The organism is Lacipirellulaceae bacterium (genome assembly GCA_040218535.1).
Classification (GTDB): domain Bacteria; phylum Planctomycetota; class Planctomycetia; order Pirellulales; family Lacipirellulaceae; genus Adhaeretor.
On sequence record JAVJRG010000011.1, the window covers coordinates 1 to 18629 of the forward strand.

Here is an 18629-nt window from a genome sequence, read left to right on the forward strand (position 1 = left end):
TTGTATCGCTCTTGAGAAGTTTTACATGCAAAGGATGCGGCAACGCGTTTTATCCGATGCCTAAAGATTGATGACTCAGGTTCGTCGCGTCCTATTTTGACCATGGTCGATCGATCAATCGAGCTTGACCTGAAATTGATACTTCCCGGAAGGAACTGCAAGAACCACGTTGCCGCTCTTTGATAGTAAGTCGACCTCTGCGGTCTCTTCCTCTAGTGGGCTGCCGAAGGCCCTCGAATCGGTGCCCGACAAGCCCGACGACATGATGCAGTGCTTCCATAATCTGCTCAAAGAACCCTCCGGAGCCCATGCCACCGCCCTGTTCGAATCAGTCCGGGGCCATCGGGACTGGGGCGTCAGCGACCTCGAGGCCTACACGTGGTTCATGACCGACGTCGAGTGGAGTTGGATGTCGGGCAGAACTCCCATCGAGGACTGGTAGCGAGCGGCGCACGTCAGAGTGAAGCGGACGGACAGACCGAGGCACTCTCGGGCTTAAGGTTCGTGCGTTGGTCGATGAAGCTGAGGTAAAACGTCTGCGATAACCGGGCCAATAGAAAGCGTAGTTGAGCGCAGCGAACGCGCGACGCAATTCGGCTCCGGTTCATCGTTTTGTTCGTCGCCGTATCGTTACGCACTGGAATCGCTACGCTGTTTGTGTTCGCGATCGTTTGCGTCAACGATTGCTTGACGCAAACAGTTGGATTGTATTTCGTAGCTGTCGAAGTCGCGAATATTGTCTGGACGGATATGTAACTGCCCCTCGCCGACGTTCCCGCGATGTTGGCCCTTTGAGTAGTGCTTGTTATTTTCAACCTCGAAAGAAGATTGGACCCAATACCTGATTTTGTCACGCCAAACGGCAACCCAAACAAAGACATCGCAACATGCTGGTTTGATCTGTTGAAAATTCATCCAAAATGATTTCTTGGAGTCAGATGCAAGAGCCTTGACGTAAAGTGGAGCGCTGTCGTCTGCGTCAACAGCGCGCGATGCCTTTACCTCGATTTTGATCTCGCCGAGTAAAAAATCATACTGGCCGGAATAGTTCGCATCTCGTTTCTTCGATGGCTTTTCCAAATCTGGAACAAGTTCTTTCAGATGCCCTTGTGCCCATGATTCGCCAAAGGTTCGCGGAGCACTGATCTCAAAAATGTAAAGAAACATGTTGCGGGCGAGATAATCGTCACGAAGCTCGAAGTACCCATCCAACGTCAAGACATTCATGCCGAGCAGATGTGAAATGATGTATTCGTATTCGTTGAACGGGTAAACAGAGACTAAGTTTTCGAGCCGATCCCGAATCTCAGCCTCATTTGCCACACCCTTGAGGAGTTCATCAAGTTGTTCTTGGAGGTGTTCCATATATATTCGCAGTTTTAGAACAGCAGTTTTTGCGGCACGTTAGTGCATTCACCGTCAACCACTCGCTCCGAGTCATCGGCGAAGGACGGGATTTCAGTTTCAAACGGATGCCCATTCTGCCAACCTTCGTTACCAGTATGCCGATACCTTTCTAGACGACGGATACAGATTTCAGCGTAGATCGGGTCGTTGTCAATCGTCATGCAGCGGCGGTTCAATTTTTCTGCCGCGATCAGCGTCGCTCCGGAGTGGGCGAACAAATCGAGTACGCAATCACCAGAATCAGAACTTGCCTTCACAATTCGCTCAATGCACTTGAGCGGCTTTTGAGCGTAGCAACCGGACACGTTTTCATCCATGCGATAAAAGACCTGCTGAATATCCACCCATACATTGCCTGCCCGAATGTTGTTCGACTTGCTACGCTCAAGGTTTTCAGTTTTCTTTCCGTCAACCTCCTTGTAGTATCCACGGAGTATCTTCGGAATATCGGTGTATTCGGCACTGACGTTGAATGTCGGGTTCCCCTTCGTGTAGTAAAGCAATTCTTGACGTACAGCCATCCAGTTCTTCTGCGTTCCGTAGCCTCGCTGATTCCGCATAGTGATGAAGCTACGAGACCGATAGGGTTCATCACGCATCATTACCATGAAATCGGGCAGCGGCTGAAAGCCATCGTTTTGATCCGCTCCAAGCCAGACATAAAGCGAGGCATCGCTTGCAAGCACGGCAGACGTGTTTCGTATCCATTTGCGACACCATTCGACAAATTCAGCGATCGAGCGAAGATCGAAGGCAACAAGGTTATAAGGCGGATCGTGGATTGCGAGAGTAGGATTTGCATCGGCGCACAGTTGTCGCACCTGATCTCGATCAGCCGCATCCAAGCATCCGATGCGGTGCTTACCATACGGATCTTCCCAGACGTCTCCAGCACTTAGTCGGCAGAACGGCAGCAAACGTTCACGAAGTTCGGGGTCGTTGTCCAATCGCGGCAAAGGGTTGTTTTTCATTGAGTCATCCTTGCACCTGCAAACCATCTAGTTTAGCAATTTTGCGCAAATTCGGTAGCACAGAGGATTCGCCCGTGAATGCGTCACGAAGAACGTGGATTAGGCGACGAACTTATTATTAGTTGCGAATTTCCAAGAGTAGCAGGCTTATCAAAGGATAGACTAATATAACCCCATAGCAGTGGGCGGACTAGGCAAGCTGACCAAGCGTGAAACGCCGATCGCACTCTCCCGCCAAGCGTGCAACAGAACAGGAATGCAGGCAGCCCCCGAAACGACAGAACGTTTCATCTCCCGACGCCAGGGCCGGGGAGAGCTTGACGCCGCTACGCCCGCACGACTTGTGCGTCGGGAATGTTCACTTCGATCAGGGCGATCTCGCCTGACCGTGCGAACAACTCTGCACTTAGCTCGGGAGTTAGCGAGCTAGCTTTCATCTTCTCGACTCGGCCATCGGCGAGCGTCACCTTCACGGAGAGGGGCTCGTCGCCAAGCTGGTAGCGAATGGGTGTCTGGCACAGCGTGAATGCCAGCGACCAGGGCGTCAGCTCCAGCGATTGCGGAGCACCTGACAGATCGAGATACTCGAACGTCGAGGCCTCGGCGAGGAACTCGCGGCGACGCAGCAGGATCGGCTGGAAGTGAACGCGTCCGTCGAAGATGCGTACCCCAAGCTCGCCGAAGCGGGTAAGGATTTCTTCCTTGACCTGACCCGTCATCCCTGGTTGTTGAGCACCACTGTGCTTGGGGCTGTGCGAGTAGGGGTCCGTCGGGAACGCACCGTACTGCTGGGGCGTCTTATCAGAACTGAGCCCGCCACGCACAAGGTAATAAGCATCCGCCAGCCGTTCGATTTCTGATTTCGAGGCCTGCCGATCGGCCACCTTGAAAACATTCTCTTGCACCGCCAAGAGCAGTTTCGAGACCATGTGCCAATAGATGCTGCCCAAGCCTTCGTAGCCGTACATCGTTCCCGAGCGACCGGTGTAAGACTTGTGCTGGAAAACTTCTTCGAAAACGTCTAGCACGGCTTTGCGATCCTGCTGGACCAGCTCCGACCAACGATCGTTGCAGGCGAGCCTTTCGAGTTGTTGGTCGAGATCGGCCCGCTTCTGAATGCTCGAGTGGAAGTGATAGTCGCCAAGCACGTCGCGCAGGATCAACGACCCTTCGTTCGCTTGGATCAGTGCGTCAAGCAAAGCCACGGACTCAATGCGCTGGACCGGAATGCGATTTCGCTCCAGGAAACCGGGCAGCTTACGGTTCGGATAGAGCATGAAGCTCTGCTGGTCTTCGCGATAGAGCTTGCTCTCGAACATCGCATCAATCAGCTCGATCGCTTGCCCTGCGTCGAGAACGCCGCTGCTGAGCGCGGCGACCTGACCTTCGAGCATTTCATACAGATGCGATACCGACGCCGAGGAATCTTCTTGGTCAAGCTCCAGCAGGTTGTAAGCGTGATACAGACGGTCCTTCCGCCGGTTCGCACGAATCGCATGGTCGAGATAATCAATCGCCACGCCGAGGAATTCCACCAGCTCCGCGCTGCCCACGGTATGCTTGCCTGAGAATCCAGCGTCATAAACCTTCAGCCGATAATCGGAGAAGGCTTGCCCGGCGGCTTCCAACATACGGGCACGTGCCTGGTCGTCGATTGTCGAAGCTTGCAGCAATGAGCGATTGTCATTCAAGACGGTGCGAAGGTTGCGGAACCACTGCTCGACCTCGACCGAAATCTCAAAACGCTTATCGGAAAAGTTTCTAAGCAGTCGGGCTAAGAAGACCAGATGCCGACGCAACTGACAGACCGAAACCATCGACAAACCAGCACCGACCAATGCGTTATTCGCGTCATTCCACTCAGGGCGTTGCGTGTTGAGCCAGATGCCGCCATCGACGACAAAGTTCGACATTTTCGAAAGGACCGGCACCATCAACTTTTCAAGCAGGTTGGCATAATAGATCTCGCCGTGTCCATCCACCACGAGTTTGCCGTCCGCCCCGATGCTCTCAACACGCCCGTCGATTTCCTGTGCGGTAAATAGGTCGTAGTCAATCGTCTCGCTGCTGTTTTGCTTGATTTGATCAAACGACTTGATGCGGTAGGGAACTCTCGCATAGCAGAACGCAGACTCTTCAAGCATCTGCTCCAGCTTGCCGGGATAGTAGGCCTGCAAAGCCTCTAGCAGCTTCGTCAGATAGACAATCTGGTGATCGCCCCAATAACCAATGTTACTCCAAGGATCGTCTGGGTCGGGCGCTTCCCAATCAAGCCCATCGCGAGTAATGCGGTAAGGGTTGTAGCCGTCAATTGTCGAGGCATTCACAAACTTCGCGACGATGCTGGGCAAGAATGCTGGGTAGCTCGCACACAGTGCTTCCCAATTCTGGAAGATATCGCGCCAATTGCCTTGGTAGTTGTAAATCTGCGAACCATCCTCGTTACGGACGCGAATCTCGAACGCATTCCAAGGGCGGCTCGGATCGCCGTGGCGACGGCTGAAGGTCAGCGGAAGATACTCCATCGCTAGTCGCATAAGATCGGCATGATGTTGCTCTTCGACTTGGCTGATCAGCTCTTCGTAAGCAATCTCAGCGGGTAAAGTCCGCAAGAAGGATTGCTGCGCCTGAAATGCTTTGGCGTTCCGCTGACGAACGAAGTCGCGGAAGTCGTCCGTCGCTACCGTGTAATTCGAAGCGAACACACCGCCACGCATGTTGTTGAACAACACGTTGGCAAAGTGATGGGCACTGGCGACTTGGCTGCCTGTCTGTTGCAGTCCATCCGCGCTGGCGATGTTCGCCATGAGATCTTCGTGGTTACGCTGCGTCGTCGATTCAATAAGCCCTTCAAGCGATTCTGTGGAACGAAGCTGGTCAAGAATCCAAGCAACCTGTTGATGATCGCGGCCCACGTCGGCCACCAAATGCCAGCTCTGCGACTCACCCGCGGAGAGCTTCAATCCGGCATAAGCGAGATAGTTCCCGCGGCGACCGGTGCAAGTTTCTTCCGCTGCGGGCTGGGCTCCTGCGTAGAAGTCTTCAAGCCCTTCGGGTGCCAAGAAAACCGTTGCATCTGCCAGGCCGGCTCTCCAGACGGTCGTTGCTCGTAGTGCTTCGACCGCTTCGGCACGGTCAGAAATCTTCGACGTCAGGCTAAAGATACCAAGCCCGGTCTGGGGGTCGTATTCGTTGTGCTTGTAGGCATCCGTCAGACAGCTCGCACACTGATAGGTCGATAGCGGAACACCATGAGGAATCAGGTTTTGCAGCCCATCGACGACTTCGCACTCGAACTCCCCATCGCGGACATTCTCAAGGACAACCGTACGCACGAATCCCAACTCATTCGACATCCGCCAGTGGTAACGCAACTTCAAACCGAGCGATTCATTATGCTCCTCGAACACCACCTGATCGCCGGCAACGTGCTTCAGCAGCCGTCGCTTTCCTTGCGAAGCGCCAGAGGTATCGTTGACGAAGGGACGCCAGAAGCCAAACTCACCTTCCGAGTCGCGATACCGAACCACCGTGATCGGGCCGGTGTAGGGATAGCACTCGTGGAGACGGTCGACCGTTTCGTAAGGGAACAGGCTCGTCTCAGGCGAAACGCGCCCCGCGGCCAATCCGCCTGACGAAGAGAGATACATCCAGTGATCGCCGGAGCTGACCACGCTCATCAGAAAGGGGCGAATGAGATCGTAGTTATCGATCTCATAGAAATCTTGCCCGTCGAGTTGCACAAAGCGCCCAGCCACTTGCTCACTCCCTGAACGCGTTGCGCTCGATTGACTCTCGATGCTATTCATTGCTGCTCACCAAAAATGAATGAATTCAACTACTGTAACTCTCTCGTCCCGAGCCACCCCACGACTCACACTACTTCACGAAACTTTTCATCGCCTCTTTCGGCTGTCGGTCGACCTTGAACAGCCCCCAATGCTTTTCCACTTCGTTGGGATGCGGCCCGCCCTTCCACGGTTCGTCGAAGGCTTCGAAGAAGAACGTGCAAACCTTCTCCTTCTGCGTCCAATCCTTAAACTGCTGGTAGTAGATGGCTTGCTCTTTCTCTCCCGCTTTCCCTTTAATCAACTGCGCCTGCTCGCCCTCGGTATGCACGCGGGTCGCCCAACCTGCCTCACCGATCACCACGAGCTTCTCCGGGTGGTGCTCGCAGATCTCGTCATAGATCCGCTCCGTCCACGCCATCGCGTCCTTCAACAGATTGCCCGCCCACAAGGCGTGAACGTGCAGGACGATAAAATCAACCTCGGCGGCTACGGCTTTGCTTTCCGGCTTGTTCCAGAAGTTGAAATCGTCAGCCGTGGTGACCGGCACCTCCGTCGCCGAGCGGACTTCGCGGAGGTAATTGATCAGCAGTTCAATGCGCGCTTTGTGAGCCGACCAATACACTTGCGTCTCGTTGCCAACACTCGCCGCAATCACCACATCGGGGTAAGCGTTGGTCAATCGGATCAGCTCTGACACTTCCTCTCGGTTCGCTCGCAAGGCTTCTTGATTGACACTGCCCTGCCCCTCGCCCTCAAGCTCCCGAGTGATCCAAGCGCCCAGCATCACCTTGAGCGGCAGCTTTCGCTCGCGGATGATCCTCAACACACGCTCCGTAAAACCACGGCTGCCATAGATGCGGATCAAGTTCCAATGCTCGGCAATCAGCTCCAAGTCTTCGATAAGCTGCTCGTCGGTCGGCTGCTCACCCCCCGGCCCCTGCCCCTCACGATACGGCCCGTAGGAAATCCCTTCACCAATCCAAGTGCCGTCGAGTTCAGGGACGAACTTGCGAACCACAAAGTCTTCGCCCGACACCTCGATCGCTTCCGCCGCCACATGACCGGGCGAAAGACAGGCCAAAGCCACCAAGAACAAGAACCATCGAGTCATCGAAGCTATTCCTACCCGCCGCGGAACGGCTGTGAAATTATTACTGTAACTGAACCAGACATCTCTATACTACCGAGCAACCACCAAATTTCGTACCTTAAAAACAAGAAATTATTGGATGTAACTTTGTTACTTTCATGAACTCTGCTGCATCAGATTAGCAGAAGGATGCGTACATCTGCAGTTGCGAGCCACCAGTAGAATCGCGGCTGGGAGTCGCGACTCTATCCGAGTTTCGCTCCACACGCCGGGTTCTTGGGGTGATCCTAGAGGCTTCTTGAAGAGACAGTGAGAAGGGGAACGCACCGTTCAGGGGATACGGACGCTTACTGAGCACCCTGGGATTGAGAGGCGAGTACCGCCCTCAGCCGTTTTCTGATCGAGACAATAGCCGGTGGGTCCTGCTCCGTTCGGAGCGGATGCTGTTGAAGCACATCGTTTGCGATGTCGAATAATCGGCCATCTTCGTACAGCTTCCAGCGCTGGTCTCGCGCTGACGCATGACGTGAAAAATTGTTCTCTATTCCAACCGGGCCGAGACTAGTAGAAGGAGTAGGCGAGAGGAAAAAAGAAGGGCGCCGAACTAGTCGGCGCCCTTTCCGGTGTCCACCTTGTTGAACAATCATTCGCTAGCGATTCCGACGACGTGATAGCAATGCCGTCCCCAACAGCAACAACACGGCTGTGCTAGGTTCAGGAACTACGCCTTCGGTCACGGCCTCAATCGCATCGATGTCGAAAGCAAAATAGTTCTGGTTACCGCCCGGCATTCCCATACTAAAGGTGGCCAATGCGTAGGCATGGTCCCACAGGTGACCGCCGTGGAACAAGAATGAGGCGCCGCCCGCCGCATCGAGTACGAACAGTTCGCTACCGGTGGCATAGTATCCATCCGGGTCGGCAGGATCGGGGATTTGATCGATGCTGAAAATAATGGCATCGACATCCAAACCACCGGCGGGGTCGCGTCCAAAATCGGTATCCTCACCCACCACATCGCTGACCATGAGTGCGTCGAGGTTAATCGCGTCTGCGTCAGCCGTTGTCGGAATGGGACCACCCAATAACGGGAAGACGGCTGCTTCAATCATCGGTAGCGTGATGTATGTTGAGCCATCCGCATTAAACACCGAAGTTGGCGGGCCGGCGAGCCCCGTGGCCGCATCAACACGTAGCGACAACTTATCCGTGTCGGCTGCAACCGCTGGTTCCGGTCCCCAGATTTCGAGTCCATCGATATCATCCGGCAGCGGCATGCCGTTGATCATGGCCTGAGCGGCCCACGTGCCTTGAATGTCTGCGCCGTTGGCCCCACCAAAGACTCCCAGTTCGTACGAGATTTCACCCGCACCGCCAACCGTATTGCCGTTGCCGAGAATCACCGCGGGTCCCGATGGAATCATACCGGGGAAGGGGACTCCGCCCGGTCCATAGCCCACAAAATCTTTGTCCAGAGAAAACAACAAGTGGGCATCGTCAGAGAGCAGTTCATCAAAGAGGAAATCGCCATGGTTTGCAATGGCATCGACTTCCAGGTCAACGAGTGCCGTCGGAAAGACTGGCGGAGAGAAATCTAATCCGTCGGTGACACCGCCTGATCCATCCCAGGCAACAATCTGCTTCGGGTCAGGTGCCGTTCCAACGGCCGTTATCATGTGGTCCCTGTCATGCGAGTATTCTTTACCCGGCACAATCGATGGCGATGCTAACCCAGGACCAAGCGACGGCGTTCCGTCAGCGAGCCCGCCGTAAGGAATCGTTGCCCAAGCAGCATTCGGGATCGTCAGCACTGCAAGAAGAGCAATGCACAACCTTCTTACTCCGAGACACGTCATCTGATCAGTCCTCCTTCTACGGGTTAGCACTCGAAGTCCGAACCGTTTCACGTAGGCAACTTCTTCAGCTCTAGCAATTTTCTCGGGTAACAGCAGTCAGTTACGCCGAACAAAAGCAAAAATCGTTAGAGGAGTCGTGAAGTCACACCGTCGGTCCAAACTTCAGCACAAAAAAAGAGCCACTATCGATTTGTGCAAACACAAACCGGTAGTGGCTCTTCTCTGTTCAGTGCGCCAAAAGGTGCCGATCAGCAAATTGTCTTGCCCCGCCTAATCCATATCGTAAGTGGCAATTCACGTTCGCGTCAAGCATTTGCAACAATTGGCCGAGAATCTCTTGCTGACCATTCCTCAGGCAAGCGATGACATAGCAGCTATAACTTGCAATTTTGCAAGTGATTACGCGCAAAACTATCTAAACGGTTCGAAACACAAGGGCTTAGACCACCCAGCCCGACGGGGGGGTCTGAGAAGAAGTTCGAGACTCGAAGACGAGTTCAGCAACAGCGGACCGCAAGGGACTCGAACCCTCAACCCGCCGAGGCGGACGACTGCTCCTTCTCACTCGCTGATCGACTCATCAAAGTTCGCTCGTTCGAATTTCACGCGCATGTTGAGCATTTCTTGATTCGACAGCAGGCCGAAACGGACGGAGGCTTCGGGGTCGGGGTTGTTTGGGTTGAAATGCGAGTTGTCGAAATGGGCGACGGAGAAGAGCGCATCTCCGGCCTTTAGCTTCAGCGGATTGACGAACTCGTAGGTGCGTTGCCAATTGAAGTCATAGGCAGCGATTTTCAAGATCAGCGTTCTCTTCTCATTAGGAAGACCAAGGTTTTCGATCTTGTAGAGAGTGAAATCCTTTCCGCGATAATGCATGTGTGGCGCCAGCGCGTGAATTAATACGTCAGTTGTAAATTGATAGTAGCTCTCCTTCTCGTAGTGCAGCACGTGCGGTCGCAGGCGAATGTCTTTGCGATTGAAGACTTGCGTTTCGATCACGTGCTCAGGCACTCCCTTCGCCCAAATGATTCCGAGTTTGGAAAGGTCAGGTGCTTCCTGCTCTCCGGTTGGCGTGTAGTGCATTTCGAAAAACAGGTCGTGATGGGCTGGCAACTTGAGCGCGTAGCCCGTTGGGTAGCGGCGGGCGTTGAAGGGATCTCCGGGGATGTAGTCGCCGATCTTCTTCACCCGATCCCCGGTCACTCCGTAGAGCTTAAGCAGAGCTTGATTTGCCGAGAGGGGTTCCGTGGTACTCTTGCCGACAATGGCACCCATGTGATGCACAACCGATTTGTTGCCGGGCCGCATTTCGATGGCCTGAATATAGCGATCCTCGGAGAAGTTGGCCTCAACCCGGTAATACTGGTACTCGTCGAGCCGATTCTTGGGAACGACGTAGGGTTCGGGCATTTCGAAGACGAAATCCGGCTTACCGATTTGCCACGCGTTCGCAGCCGGCCAGTTGGGCGGGTCCGGTGCGTCCTCCGGGTTTCCCGGCGGACAATCAAGTTCAACCCATGCTCGGAACTGATCAATTTGATCATCGGTCAAACGCAGGTCGCCGTGAAATCCGCCGAGCCCGTTCTGCGGGTCCGTCGTGGCGTGCCAGGGTGGCATGAGCCGGTTCTCGATACGGCTTAACATCACGCCTGCCATGGCGGCGACGCTCTCGTAAGAATCGAACGCAGAGAACAACTCAGCACCAGGCTCGCCCGCACGATGGCAGCTTTGGCAACGGTTCTGTAGCAGCGGCAAAATGTCGTTGTAGTAAGTTACCTCCTTGAACTTGCTCAGATCTCGCCGGGCCTCTTTAGCGATGGCACAGCCGGAAGCCGCCGTCTCAGCCAGTTTCGGCAGCGTACCGTTGAACAGACTCTCAAGAGCATCCGCCAAGTAGTTTTGCTTTTGATTATTCGCCCCTCCACCAAACCATTGTCCGTTGATCTGTCCACGGTAGACGGTTCGTTTGGCATCGAACCCGCCGCTCGTGTCGAGTACCACGACTTCTGGCGTGACACTTAGTCCCAACTCCTCGTGCCAGGGCGTGGCGGCATCGTCCTTGAAGACGGGAAAGGCGAGTTCGGTGTCGATGGCGTAGCCGGCAATCGCTTGGAGGTCGTCGATGCCGTTGGGAAACAGGGCGATGAAGTGCACATCCTGTTCGAAATACTTCGCTTGCAGTTGGTTGAGCGTCGGCACGAGCCGTTTCGCCAGAGGGCAGACCGTCGAGAACGTGACGACGACTAGCGCCCTCGTTTTCTTCGACTCATAGTTACTTACGAGCTGCTGCGGCATGCGCGTATCTCCCCAACGCCCAGTCAGCACTGGCGTAGCCGCAACAACCGGCTCAGCCACTACGACCGTCATCATCGCTACGACAATCCAATGTGCGACTCTCTGCTGGATAACCATGAGCATCTGTGGGCTAGACCGATAAATTGATAGATACCAACTTCTTCGTCGGCGAGTCGGGCGCGACGTGAGGAATTGGTCAAACGGACAGACTATCGCCCAAGTTAGGATTCGTGGCAAAACGAAAGAGCGCTCGGTCTAGCTCTCGTGAATGCCCTGAAATACCACATGCCACGCACGCAGACCGTCTTCCTTCTATGCATTCTCGTGATTGCCAGTGCAATCACACGGACAAGCCGCGCCCAAGATTCTTTCAGCCAGAGGATCCGCGAGGCGATGACTCTCTGGCAAGATGCGGAGCTGCCTTTCACAGCTCCAGACCCACAATGGTACGAAACGACTCGAAACGCATTAAGTGAAGAGGCTTCACGAGTTGAGCAAAAGCTCGAATCGCATGGCGAGGCTTACGCGGATGCCTGGAAGCGGCACCTGCAATGGCCTCTGTTGATGCGAAACTTGGGTGAGCCGCAAGAGATCGAGTATTCAGAACTCGCTCTGGTGCGGCGTTGGCTTTACTCCAATCGCAAGGGGCTTGAGTATCCTTTCTTTGCGGAACTTCGACAAAGCATGGATGCCCATCTCGACGCGGCATACGCCTGCTCACATCCGACTTTGGAAGCTGAGTTTCACCGACGAGTAGCCGACACCCGCGAGCACCTCGAAACCCTGGCCGCTGACCCAAGTGACAGGAACACTGCGGCTCTCGCACGTACGTTAGGTTGGCTGGACCGCTGTCGGCAACTTCCCGAGTTAACCGCTGCGACGCGGAGATTGATCTCGCTGCCAAATGCTCAGATCGTGATTGGAAAACCAGTTGTTGACCGGACGATTGCCTTATTGGCTAGCGATCTTCAGCAGTCATTGCCTGTCTCGGATAGATTGACCGTCCCCAACGGCAGCCTGCTCGGACAACCCCGGGTTGCAAACGTCAACGGTACGGCCAAAACCCGAGGAGAGATCGCGGTAGGACTTCAAGATAACCCTGTCGCTGCAGAAATACATCTTGAGTACCAAGGAAGCATTGAGTCTCTCTGTCGTGCGGTTGTAGGTCCCGTCTCAATCGCCATGCGGACCACCGGCCCCGTGGAAGCCATCACGCCAGTAGGAGTCAATTTGCAAGGAATCACGGTTGGCGAAACTGAAGTTGCACTCAAGGTGAAGACTCGGGTCACAGGCGTCTCGGCACGCAGCGATTTCATCCGACGAATCGGGGAACGTCGAGTCCATGAACCGGATTCTTTACGACAGATGAATTCGCGCGCCAGTATGAAAGCCAAACTTCTGATGCAGGAGGAGATGGAGAAGCGCGTCAACACGGCTATTGATGACATTCGTGCCGAATTGCAGAAGTCCCAAGAATCGCTCGACCAGTTTCAAGAAGTCTTCGCTCCCGTGGTTCGCGAGGGCGCGACTCCTCGCTGGGAAAACTTGGAGAGCAGTAACGAGAGTATCACCGTGAATGTGGCCGCTGGGAACCGCGAACAGTTCGGTGCGGTGATCCCTCACGGAAGGGACATGGCGGCTGACATGCAAATCTGCCTACACGTTTCGTTCTTCAACAACATGCTCGAAACCATCATGGCCGGGAAGACGTTTACGGATAAGTATTTCATGCGTTACGCGAGAATCCTCCAGCCTCAGCTTCCCCCACCCCTCATGGTCCATTCGCGGTCCACCCGCTGGGCAATCATAGCCGCCAAGCCGCGCCCCTTGGAAATCACGATTCCTGCAAGCAATGTGTTCAGAATCCAACTCAACATCCAACGAGTTGAGATCGATGGTGAAGAGTTCGTAGGACCAACGACCGCGACAATCTACTACCAGCTCCAGCAAAGCGAATTCGGCGACTACTACTTACAGCGGCAAGGTGAAGTGGAGCTCGACTCGTCAATTCCCGTAGAGGGTCAATCGTTCCTGCAGGAAAAGCTAGCCGCATTCTTCGCGCCAGTTCTCGATGGAACGGGAGTCGCCCTGCCTGAGGGTGGCACACTAGGCCGCATGCGTAACTTGCAACCACAGGGTGCGTGGGCTCACGAGGATTGGCTGACGCTGGGCATCAATGTTCCCAACGAGTTTCTCGAAGCTTGGCTGCCGAGCAAGAACTAACGAATTAAAGGATTCGATGAGAGTCGAATTTCAAAAAGTAAGACTCGTCTAGAATGTAACGAGCGAGTTCCAAAGAAAGCGGAGGGCATGGGACTCGCTTGAGCGTATTTCGTAACCTGTTCGCTGCAAGGCAAATACAGCGATAAGTTTTACGCAGCTCTAAGCTTACGAGTTATCACCTGAACGCAGCGGTAATCAGGTCCTCTCAGGATTTATCACAGCGATTGGCACACTGTGTCAATGGACTGGGGTCTGGCATCTCCACATAAGGAGATGCCGAAAATGGTAACACTTTCCCCCAAGAATGGTTACTCTCTGAGAGTTCTAATGATTTGCCGAGTCAGCTCCCCCGGTGAAGGTAAGCAAAGAGAGGAGTCGAATGACGACCAGGAGGTGCGACTGCGAGACTATCTTGAGCAGCAATGGGATGGGCCAACCATGATCGAGGTCATCGCCGGGGTAGGGAGTGGCGAAGACGTTCAGCGTGAAGAACTGTATAAAGCTGAACTGGCGGTCGAGACTGGAGAATACGACCTCATCCTCTGTGAAGACCTCAGTCGAATATCTCGTCGCTATCACGCACAGCGCTTTTGTGAGTTGGCCGAGGACTTCGACACTCGACTGATTGCCGTGAATGGCGATGTCGACACGGGTCAGCCGAATTGGAGAATGCTCGCTGGTTTCAGCGCCATTAGGCATGAAATGTACAATGCCGACAGCTCGCAAAGAATCCAGCGGAGCCAGCAGAACATCTTCGACAATGGAGGGATGTGTCAGCATCTTATCTACGGCTACATCAAGGAACCTGGCAGCAAGACTGACGACGGTGTTCGAAAAGATCCGGCAGCTGAACCGATCTACCGCGAGTGGTTTAGGATGCTGCAACAAGGAGCATCTTTCGCAGAAGTTGCTGACTGGCTTAATGAAATGGGTGTTCCAACGGGACCGCTCTGTCGCAACAAGAAGTGGGATGGGGCAATGGTTGCTCGGATAACCAGGAATCCGATTCTAAAGGGTGTCCGCGAGCGGAATCGCAAGATGAGTAAGCGGATCAACAAGACCGGCAAGTATCGCAGCGTGAACGCACCTGCTGAGATGCTTCGTACACGCGAGTGCCCTCACTTAGCGTTCGTCGACGCTGAACTGTTTGACGAGGTTAATGCGTTACTGAACGAACGCACTGCCATCTACAGTACGGCGAAGAAGAACTCGATTGCGCCGCGCAAGGGTATCCCCAAAAAAAGAACGGTCTGGCCAGCCCAACACATCCGTTGTGGAGTCTGCGGTCGCACGATGATCTGCCAAGGCAACAGCGAGAAAAGAAGCATCATGTGTAGCGGTGCTGCCAATTATCTCTGCTGGAACTCCGTGACTCTCAACCTCGAAAAAACTGGTCGCAAACTGGCAGAGGCTGTCTGCGAAGAGTTGGTGCGGATGCCAGACTACGACAGCACTCTGGAGGCCATGGTTGCCGAAGAAGCTGACCATGTTCTCTCCGGCCGTAATCAACGGCAGCAGGAGATTAAGGTTGAAATCGGTACGATTGATCGCAAATTGGAAAACCTAAGTGAAGCGGTAGCGCAAAGCGGAGGCAGTGCAACCCTCTTGCAAAACCTTCGGCAACACGAAGTACAGAAGGCTGCTCTTGAGCGTGAGCTCAAGCAGCTGCGAAAGCTTCCAGAGCCCAAGTTAGTCCTGCCTTCGATTGCAGAATTGCGCGAAAGGGCGACTACTGCTCTGAATGACTTGCGAGCCGAATCTCCGGAGTTCGCAAGACTGATGACGCAGTTATTGCCATCGATTGCCGTCTTTCCTTACTCGTTGCTGGATAGCAACAAAATCGTGCTAAGGGCGTCTGTATCGCTCGATCTTGGAGCGGTCGTTCCGGGTGCTGAAGATTACCAATCGATTAAGCACCGCTACTCGAAGCAGTTGTTGGTTGATCTTTTTCCCCTCCCTCAGCCAGAGCGGTACCGCCAGGAAATCTGGGAACTCTCAAATTGCGGACTCGGCCTGACGGAGCGGGAAATCGCCGGGAGACTAGGCATCACCCAGCCGGTCGTCCAGAGGGCAAAGAGGCTACAGAGACGAATGATGGCGGAAGACTTAGCGGACGCTTACTATCCAGTGCTTGAACCACCCATGGCTAGAAACAAGCTACGGCGACATCACCATAAGCGTTACCACTTCGAGCCACTTCCCGGATTCCCGCTGGATTGGCCCAGTAGTTAATTACAAGATAAACCAACTCACTTTTTCTCTAACCGTACTGGCTAGTCCAGTGCGGTTTTTTCATGAAAGGAGCACCGCGTGGAGAAAGGCAAGAGACAGCGCGAGTCGGAATCGAATCAGAATAGCGAGGCGACTCCTATCCGGGCTGACGATTCCCTCGTCGGCCAAATACTCAGGCTAGTGGCCCGTAGAATTGCCCGCCAACTAATTGCTGAGCAATTGGATGGGCAGAAACTACAGAACAGGTCGCAGCGTCAGTCGCTTTGAAGTTTAGTCGTTATTTATTATTGGCACCACTAAATCCACGCCCAAACCGTGGCATAAGTATATGAGGAAGGTGTTAGCTTTCCACGGCCACTCGCTGGCCACTTTCTAGTCCCATTCCAACCCCAGGAGACCGCTATGGCGGAGCTGATTGCACTCGCTCTTGCGCTAGCGCTGATTGTCTTAGCTTTTGCACTGGCTCGTGAGCATCGTCTGCGCCGTGCACTGGAGCGATTATTGCAGCTCATTTTACGAACGAGGAGACAAAGTGAATCGAAGAACGAACCAACGCAGCAGTCGACTGCTAATTCTGGCGAGTCTCCTGCTTCTGGCAGGCTGCAACAGTGAAGAGCGGGTGGTCGAAGTAGCAACTCAAGCCGCGGATCGGCAGGCGGACCAGAACCGGCAGATGTCCCAGCTTCAAGATAGCGTCCAGCAAGAACGCCAAGCGTTATCCGACGGCTGGACCGACCTGAACTCACAGCGCCGTCAGCTTGCTGAGAAACGCCGTTCGGACTGGGAGCGATACCGGGCGCGGCAAGGTCTTGCCGTGGTACTTGTGGCGGTTCTCGCACTGGTGCTGACTTGGCAACTGTTGCAGGTAAGGCCAACCACGGTAGAAGTGGATCTGGCTGCCTTGGAACTCGTGTTTGAAGAAGGCTGCGGGACGCTTATCCCGTCGCCCGAGGACCAATCTCAGGAGAAGAGGCTGCTTTCGCATCCAGAGCGGCAAAACACGCAAGAGGAATAGCTCCACAATGAAAAGCGTGACCTGTGAAGCGTGGCCAAGCGTCGTCATCTACTGCACCTTGCCGAAACTGTTGGCCTACTACGCTCTTGCTTCCAGCGTCGACAACCGAAGCGTTGCTAGCGTCGCCCAGTGCTTAGAAGAGTTCTGACGTCAGAAGATTCTCTCGGTGAGCCAATTACTTTCAGCCCCGCCACTTCTGGCGGGGCCTTTCTCGTTTATCGAGCGTAGCGAAGGTCGCTGCGCACTTCCTTTCCCCCAAGGATATCCTCCCATGCACCAAACATTGCTCAATCGCCTCGTGGCAGTCGCCACGGGCGAGTCGTGCACCACGATTCGTCAGCTTGGCTTCTCGATTGCCGACCCGCTCGATCAGCGTTTTGACCCAGAGCCTCCCGTCTCTGATCAGAACGAACCGGAGAAGTATCTCGATTGGGACGAGGTCGACGCCCAGCGATTCGCCTGTCAGCTGTCTTGCTGAACGGCGCTCAGGTTTTCACCTACCTATCCTTTATGAAAGGAACTCACTTTGCAAATCCTCCTCATTAATAACGATGGAGCCGGCTTCGCTGACCATGTCGAAGTCGCCGATGGCACGACCGTTGAGACGCTTTTTCATCGCCACGTCAAACATCCCCGCTCAGAAGACTATCTCATCCGGGTCAATCGCCTGCCGGCAGCCCGTGACCAGATGCTCCAAGAGGGCGACCGCGTGTCGATCACCCCGCGCAAGATCGAAGGGGCCTGCCTTCATTCCCCGTAAGCCTTCTCGCTCTCGCTGACCGTCCGACTCCGCTCGGGCGGTCAGCTTCTTACTCACGTGACGGATCTATGGAGAAAGGAGGAACTCTTATGAACCACAACCGCCAATTCATCCAAACAGCGATCTCGATCGCAGAACTCGCTAGGCAAAGATCTCAGTTGCGTCGGCTGCCAGCTCTCCCCACCTTCCAGTGGGAACTCTGTCGACGACAGCAGCGTTTATTGAATCGGGCCGAGCAAAAGGGTCTGTCACTAGCAGCCAAAGTCTGCCACCGACGGTACCAGATGGCTCGCGAACAGATGGCCCAGGCGCTCTCTCCCGAAGGGTATAACGATGAACCTCAACCGGGCCCAATAGTTTCTGCAGAGCCGGTTGAGCCCCTCACCGCCAAAGCGGTTCTCGACGAACTGGTCGGACTGACTGAAGAATTCGAAGCGGTCGCTATCGACCATCGACAGCAGACGATCTCCGTCCGCACCGTTCCCATCGAACTGGAAGGCGTTGGTCTAGGTACCTTTGAGATCGCCCTCGACTGGGAGCGGCTGTTCCATGACGGTGCCTCGTATTCCGTTGTTGCTTGCCAGCCCAACCCGGCAGCCACCGACAGTGAGGTCACGCATCCGCATGTCTCTAGCGAGAAGCTCTGTGAGGGCGAAGGACAGGGGGTCATTCGCACAGCTCTGTCGCAAGGCCGACTGTTCGACTTCTTTCTGCTCGTGCAGCAAGTGTTGCTCTCTTACAACCCGGACAGCGCTTACGTGACACTCGATGAGTGGGAGGGGGTGCGGTGTTTCGACTGTGCGGGGATTGCCGCTCCTGATGACCGCTGTGATTGCTCTGCTTGCGAGACGGCGCTTTGCTACGACTGTGCGCGTTGCTGTTGCGACTGCGAAGAACTGCAATGCTACGAGTGCATGGACTCCTGCTGGGCCTGTGAAACCAACTGTTGTCGTCATTGCCTACGGTCGTGTGAAGACTGCGAGCAATCG

14 protein-coding genes are annotated in these 18629 nt (G+C 54.6%); 8 read left to right on the forward strand and 6 right to left on the reverse strand.

The features are described 5' to 3' along the window. Positions 1 to 169: 169 nt before the first annotated feature. Positions 170 to 442: a hypothetical protein gene (locus RIB44_13995; protein MEQ8617680.1), complete on the forward strand. Its 273-nt coding sequence runs from the start codon at positions 170 to 172 to the stop codon at positions 440 to 442. Between the two features lie 188 nt (positions 443 to 630). On the opposite strand, the gene RIB44_14000 is transcribed toward RIB44_13995, so the two are convergent. From RIB44_14000 to RIB44_14025, 6 genes are all read right to left on the reverse strand, one after another. Continuing rightward, positions 631 to 1365 (reverse strand): hypothetical protein, encoded by a 735-nt coding sequence (locus RIB44_14000; GenBank protein ID MEQ8617681.1) that lies wholly within the window; start codon positions 1363 to 1365, stop codon positions 631 to 633. A 14-nt stretch (positions 1366 to 1379) separates the two neighbouring features. After that, positions 1380 to 2378 (reverse strand): site-specific DNA-methyltransferase, encoded by a 999-nt coding sequence (locus RIB44_14005; GenBank protein MEQ8617682.1) that lies wholly within the window; start codon positions 2376 to 2378, stop codon positions 1380 to 1382. Positions 2379 to 2704: 326 nt separating this feature from the next. Then, positions 2705 to 6136, reverse strand: a complete 3432-nt coding sequence (locus RIB44_14010; protein MEQ8617683.1) for a hypothetical protein — start codon at positions 6134 to 6136, stop codon at positions 2705 to 2707. 121 nt (positions 6137 to 6257) lie between these two features. Next, entirely contained in the window at positions 6258 to 7280 is a 1023-nt protein-coding gene (locus RIB44_14015; GenBank protein MEQ8617684.1) for a glycosyl hydrolase family 17 protein, read from the reverse strand. A 629-nt stretch (positions 7281 to 7909) separates the two neighbouring features. Further along, positions 7910 to 9115, reverse strand: a complete 1206-nt coding sequence (locus RIB44_14020) for a PEP-CTERM sorting domain-containing protein (GenBank protein MEQ8617685.1) — start codon at positions 9113 to 9115, stop codon at positions 7910 to 7912. A gap of 561 nt (positions 9116 to 9676) precedes the next feature. Beyond that, positions 9677 to 11527 carry a hypothetical protein gene (locus RIB44_14025; protein MEQ8617686.1) on the reverse strand — a complete coding sequence of 617 codons (1851 nt, stop codon included), beginning with the start codon at positions 11525 to 11527 and terminating at the stop codon, positions 9677 to 9679. A gap of 168 nt (positions 11528 to 11695) precedes the next feature. Between RIB44_14025 and RIB44_14030 the strand changes: the two genes are divergently transcribed. The 7 genes from RIB44_14030 to RIB44_14060 form a co-directional block, all read left to right on the forward strand. Next, entirely contained in the window at positions 11696 to 13633 is a 1938-nt protein-coding gene (locus tag RIB44_14030) for a hypothetical protein (GenBank protein ID MEQ8617687.1), read from the forward strand. A 327-nt stretch (positions 13634 to 13960) separates the two neighbouring features. Beyond that, positions 13961 to 15865 (forward strand): recombinase family protein, encoded by a 1905-nt coding sequence (locus tag RIB44_14035; protein MEQ8617688.1) that lies wholly within the window; start codon positions 13961 to 13963, stop codon positions 15863 to 15865. 532 nt (positions 15866 to 16397) lie between these two features. Next, positions 16398 to 16880, forward strand: a complete 483-nt coding sequence (locus tag RIB44_14040) for a hypothetical protein (GenBank protein ID MEQ8617689.1) — start codon at positions 16398 to 16400, stop codon at positions 16878 to 16880. 7 nt (positions 16881 to 16887) lie between these two features. Then, complete coding sequence (locus tag RIB44_14045; GenBank protein MEQ8617690.1) at positions 16888 to 17028, forward strand: hypothetical protein; 141 nt, start codon at positions 16888 to 16890, stop codon at positions 17026 to 17028. Positions 17029 to 17151: 123 nt separating this feature from the next. After that, positions 17152 to 17358, forward strand: a complete 207-nt coding sequence (locus RIB44_14050; protein ID MEQ8617691.1) for a hypothetical protein — start codon at positions 17152 to 17154, stop codon at positions 17356 to 17358. A gap of 48 nt (positions 17359 to 17406) precedes the next feature. Continuing rightward, positions 17407 to 17640: a molybdopterin converting factor gene (locus RIB44_14055; protein ID MEQ8617692.1), complete on the forward strand. Its 234-nt coding sequence runs from the start codon at positions 17407 to 17409 to the stop codon at positions 17638 to 17640. An 89-nt stretch (positions 17641 to 17729) separates the two neighbouring features. Next, positions 17730 to 18629 (forward strand): hypothetical protein (locus tag RIB44_14060; GenBank protein ID MEQ8617693.1); only part of this gene is annotated, 900 nt, incomplete at its 3' end.

Bases quoted from the DNA above. Each gene is read 5' to 3' on its own strand.
- RIB44_14000 (MEQ8617681.1), bottom strand. From the start codon at position 1,365: ATGGAACACCTCCAAGAACAACTTGATGAACTCCTCAAGGGTGTGGCA.
- RIB44_14005 (MEQ8617682.1), bottom strand. From the start codon at position 2,378: ATGAAAAACAACCCTTTGCCGCGATTGGACAACGACCCCGAACTTCGT.
- RIB44_14015 (MEQ8617684.1), bottom strand. From the start codon at position 7,280: ATGACTCGATGGTTCTTGTTCTTGGTGGCTTTGGCCTGTCTTTCGCCC.
- RIB44_14020 (MEQ8617685.1), bottom strand. From the start codon at position 9,115: ATGACGTGTCTCGGAGTAAGAAGGTTGTGCATTGCTCTTCTTGCAGTG.
- RIB44_14025 (MEQ8617686.1), bottom strand. From the start codon at position 11,527: ATGGTTATCCAGCAGAGAGTCGCACATTGGATTGTCGTAGCGATGATG.
- RIB44_14030 (MEQ8617687.1), top strand. From the start codon at position 11,696: ATGCCACGCACGCAGACCGTCTTCCTTCTATGCATTCTCGTGATTGCC.
- RIB44_14035 (MEQ8617688.1), top strand. From the start codon at position 13,961: ATGATTTGCCGAGTCAGCTCCCCCGGTGAAGGTAAGCAAAGAGAGGAG.
- RIB44_14045 (MEQ8617690.1), top strand. From the start codon at position 16,888: ATGAAAAGCGTGACCTGTGAAGCGTGGCCAAGCGTCGTCATCTACTGC.
- RIB44_14050 (MEQ8617691.1), top strand. From the start codon at position 17,152: ATGCACCAAACATTGCTCAATCGCCTCGTGGCAGTCGCCACGGGCGAG.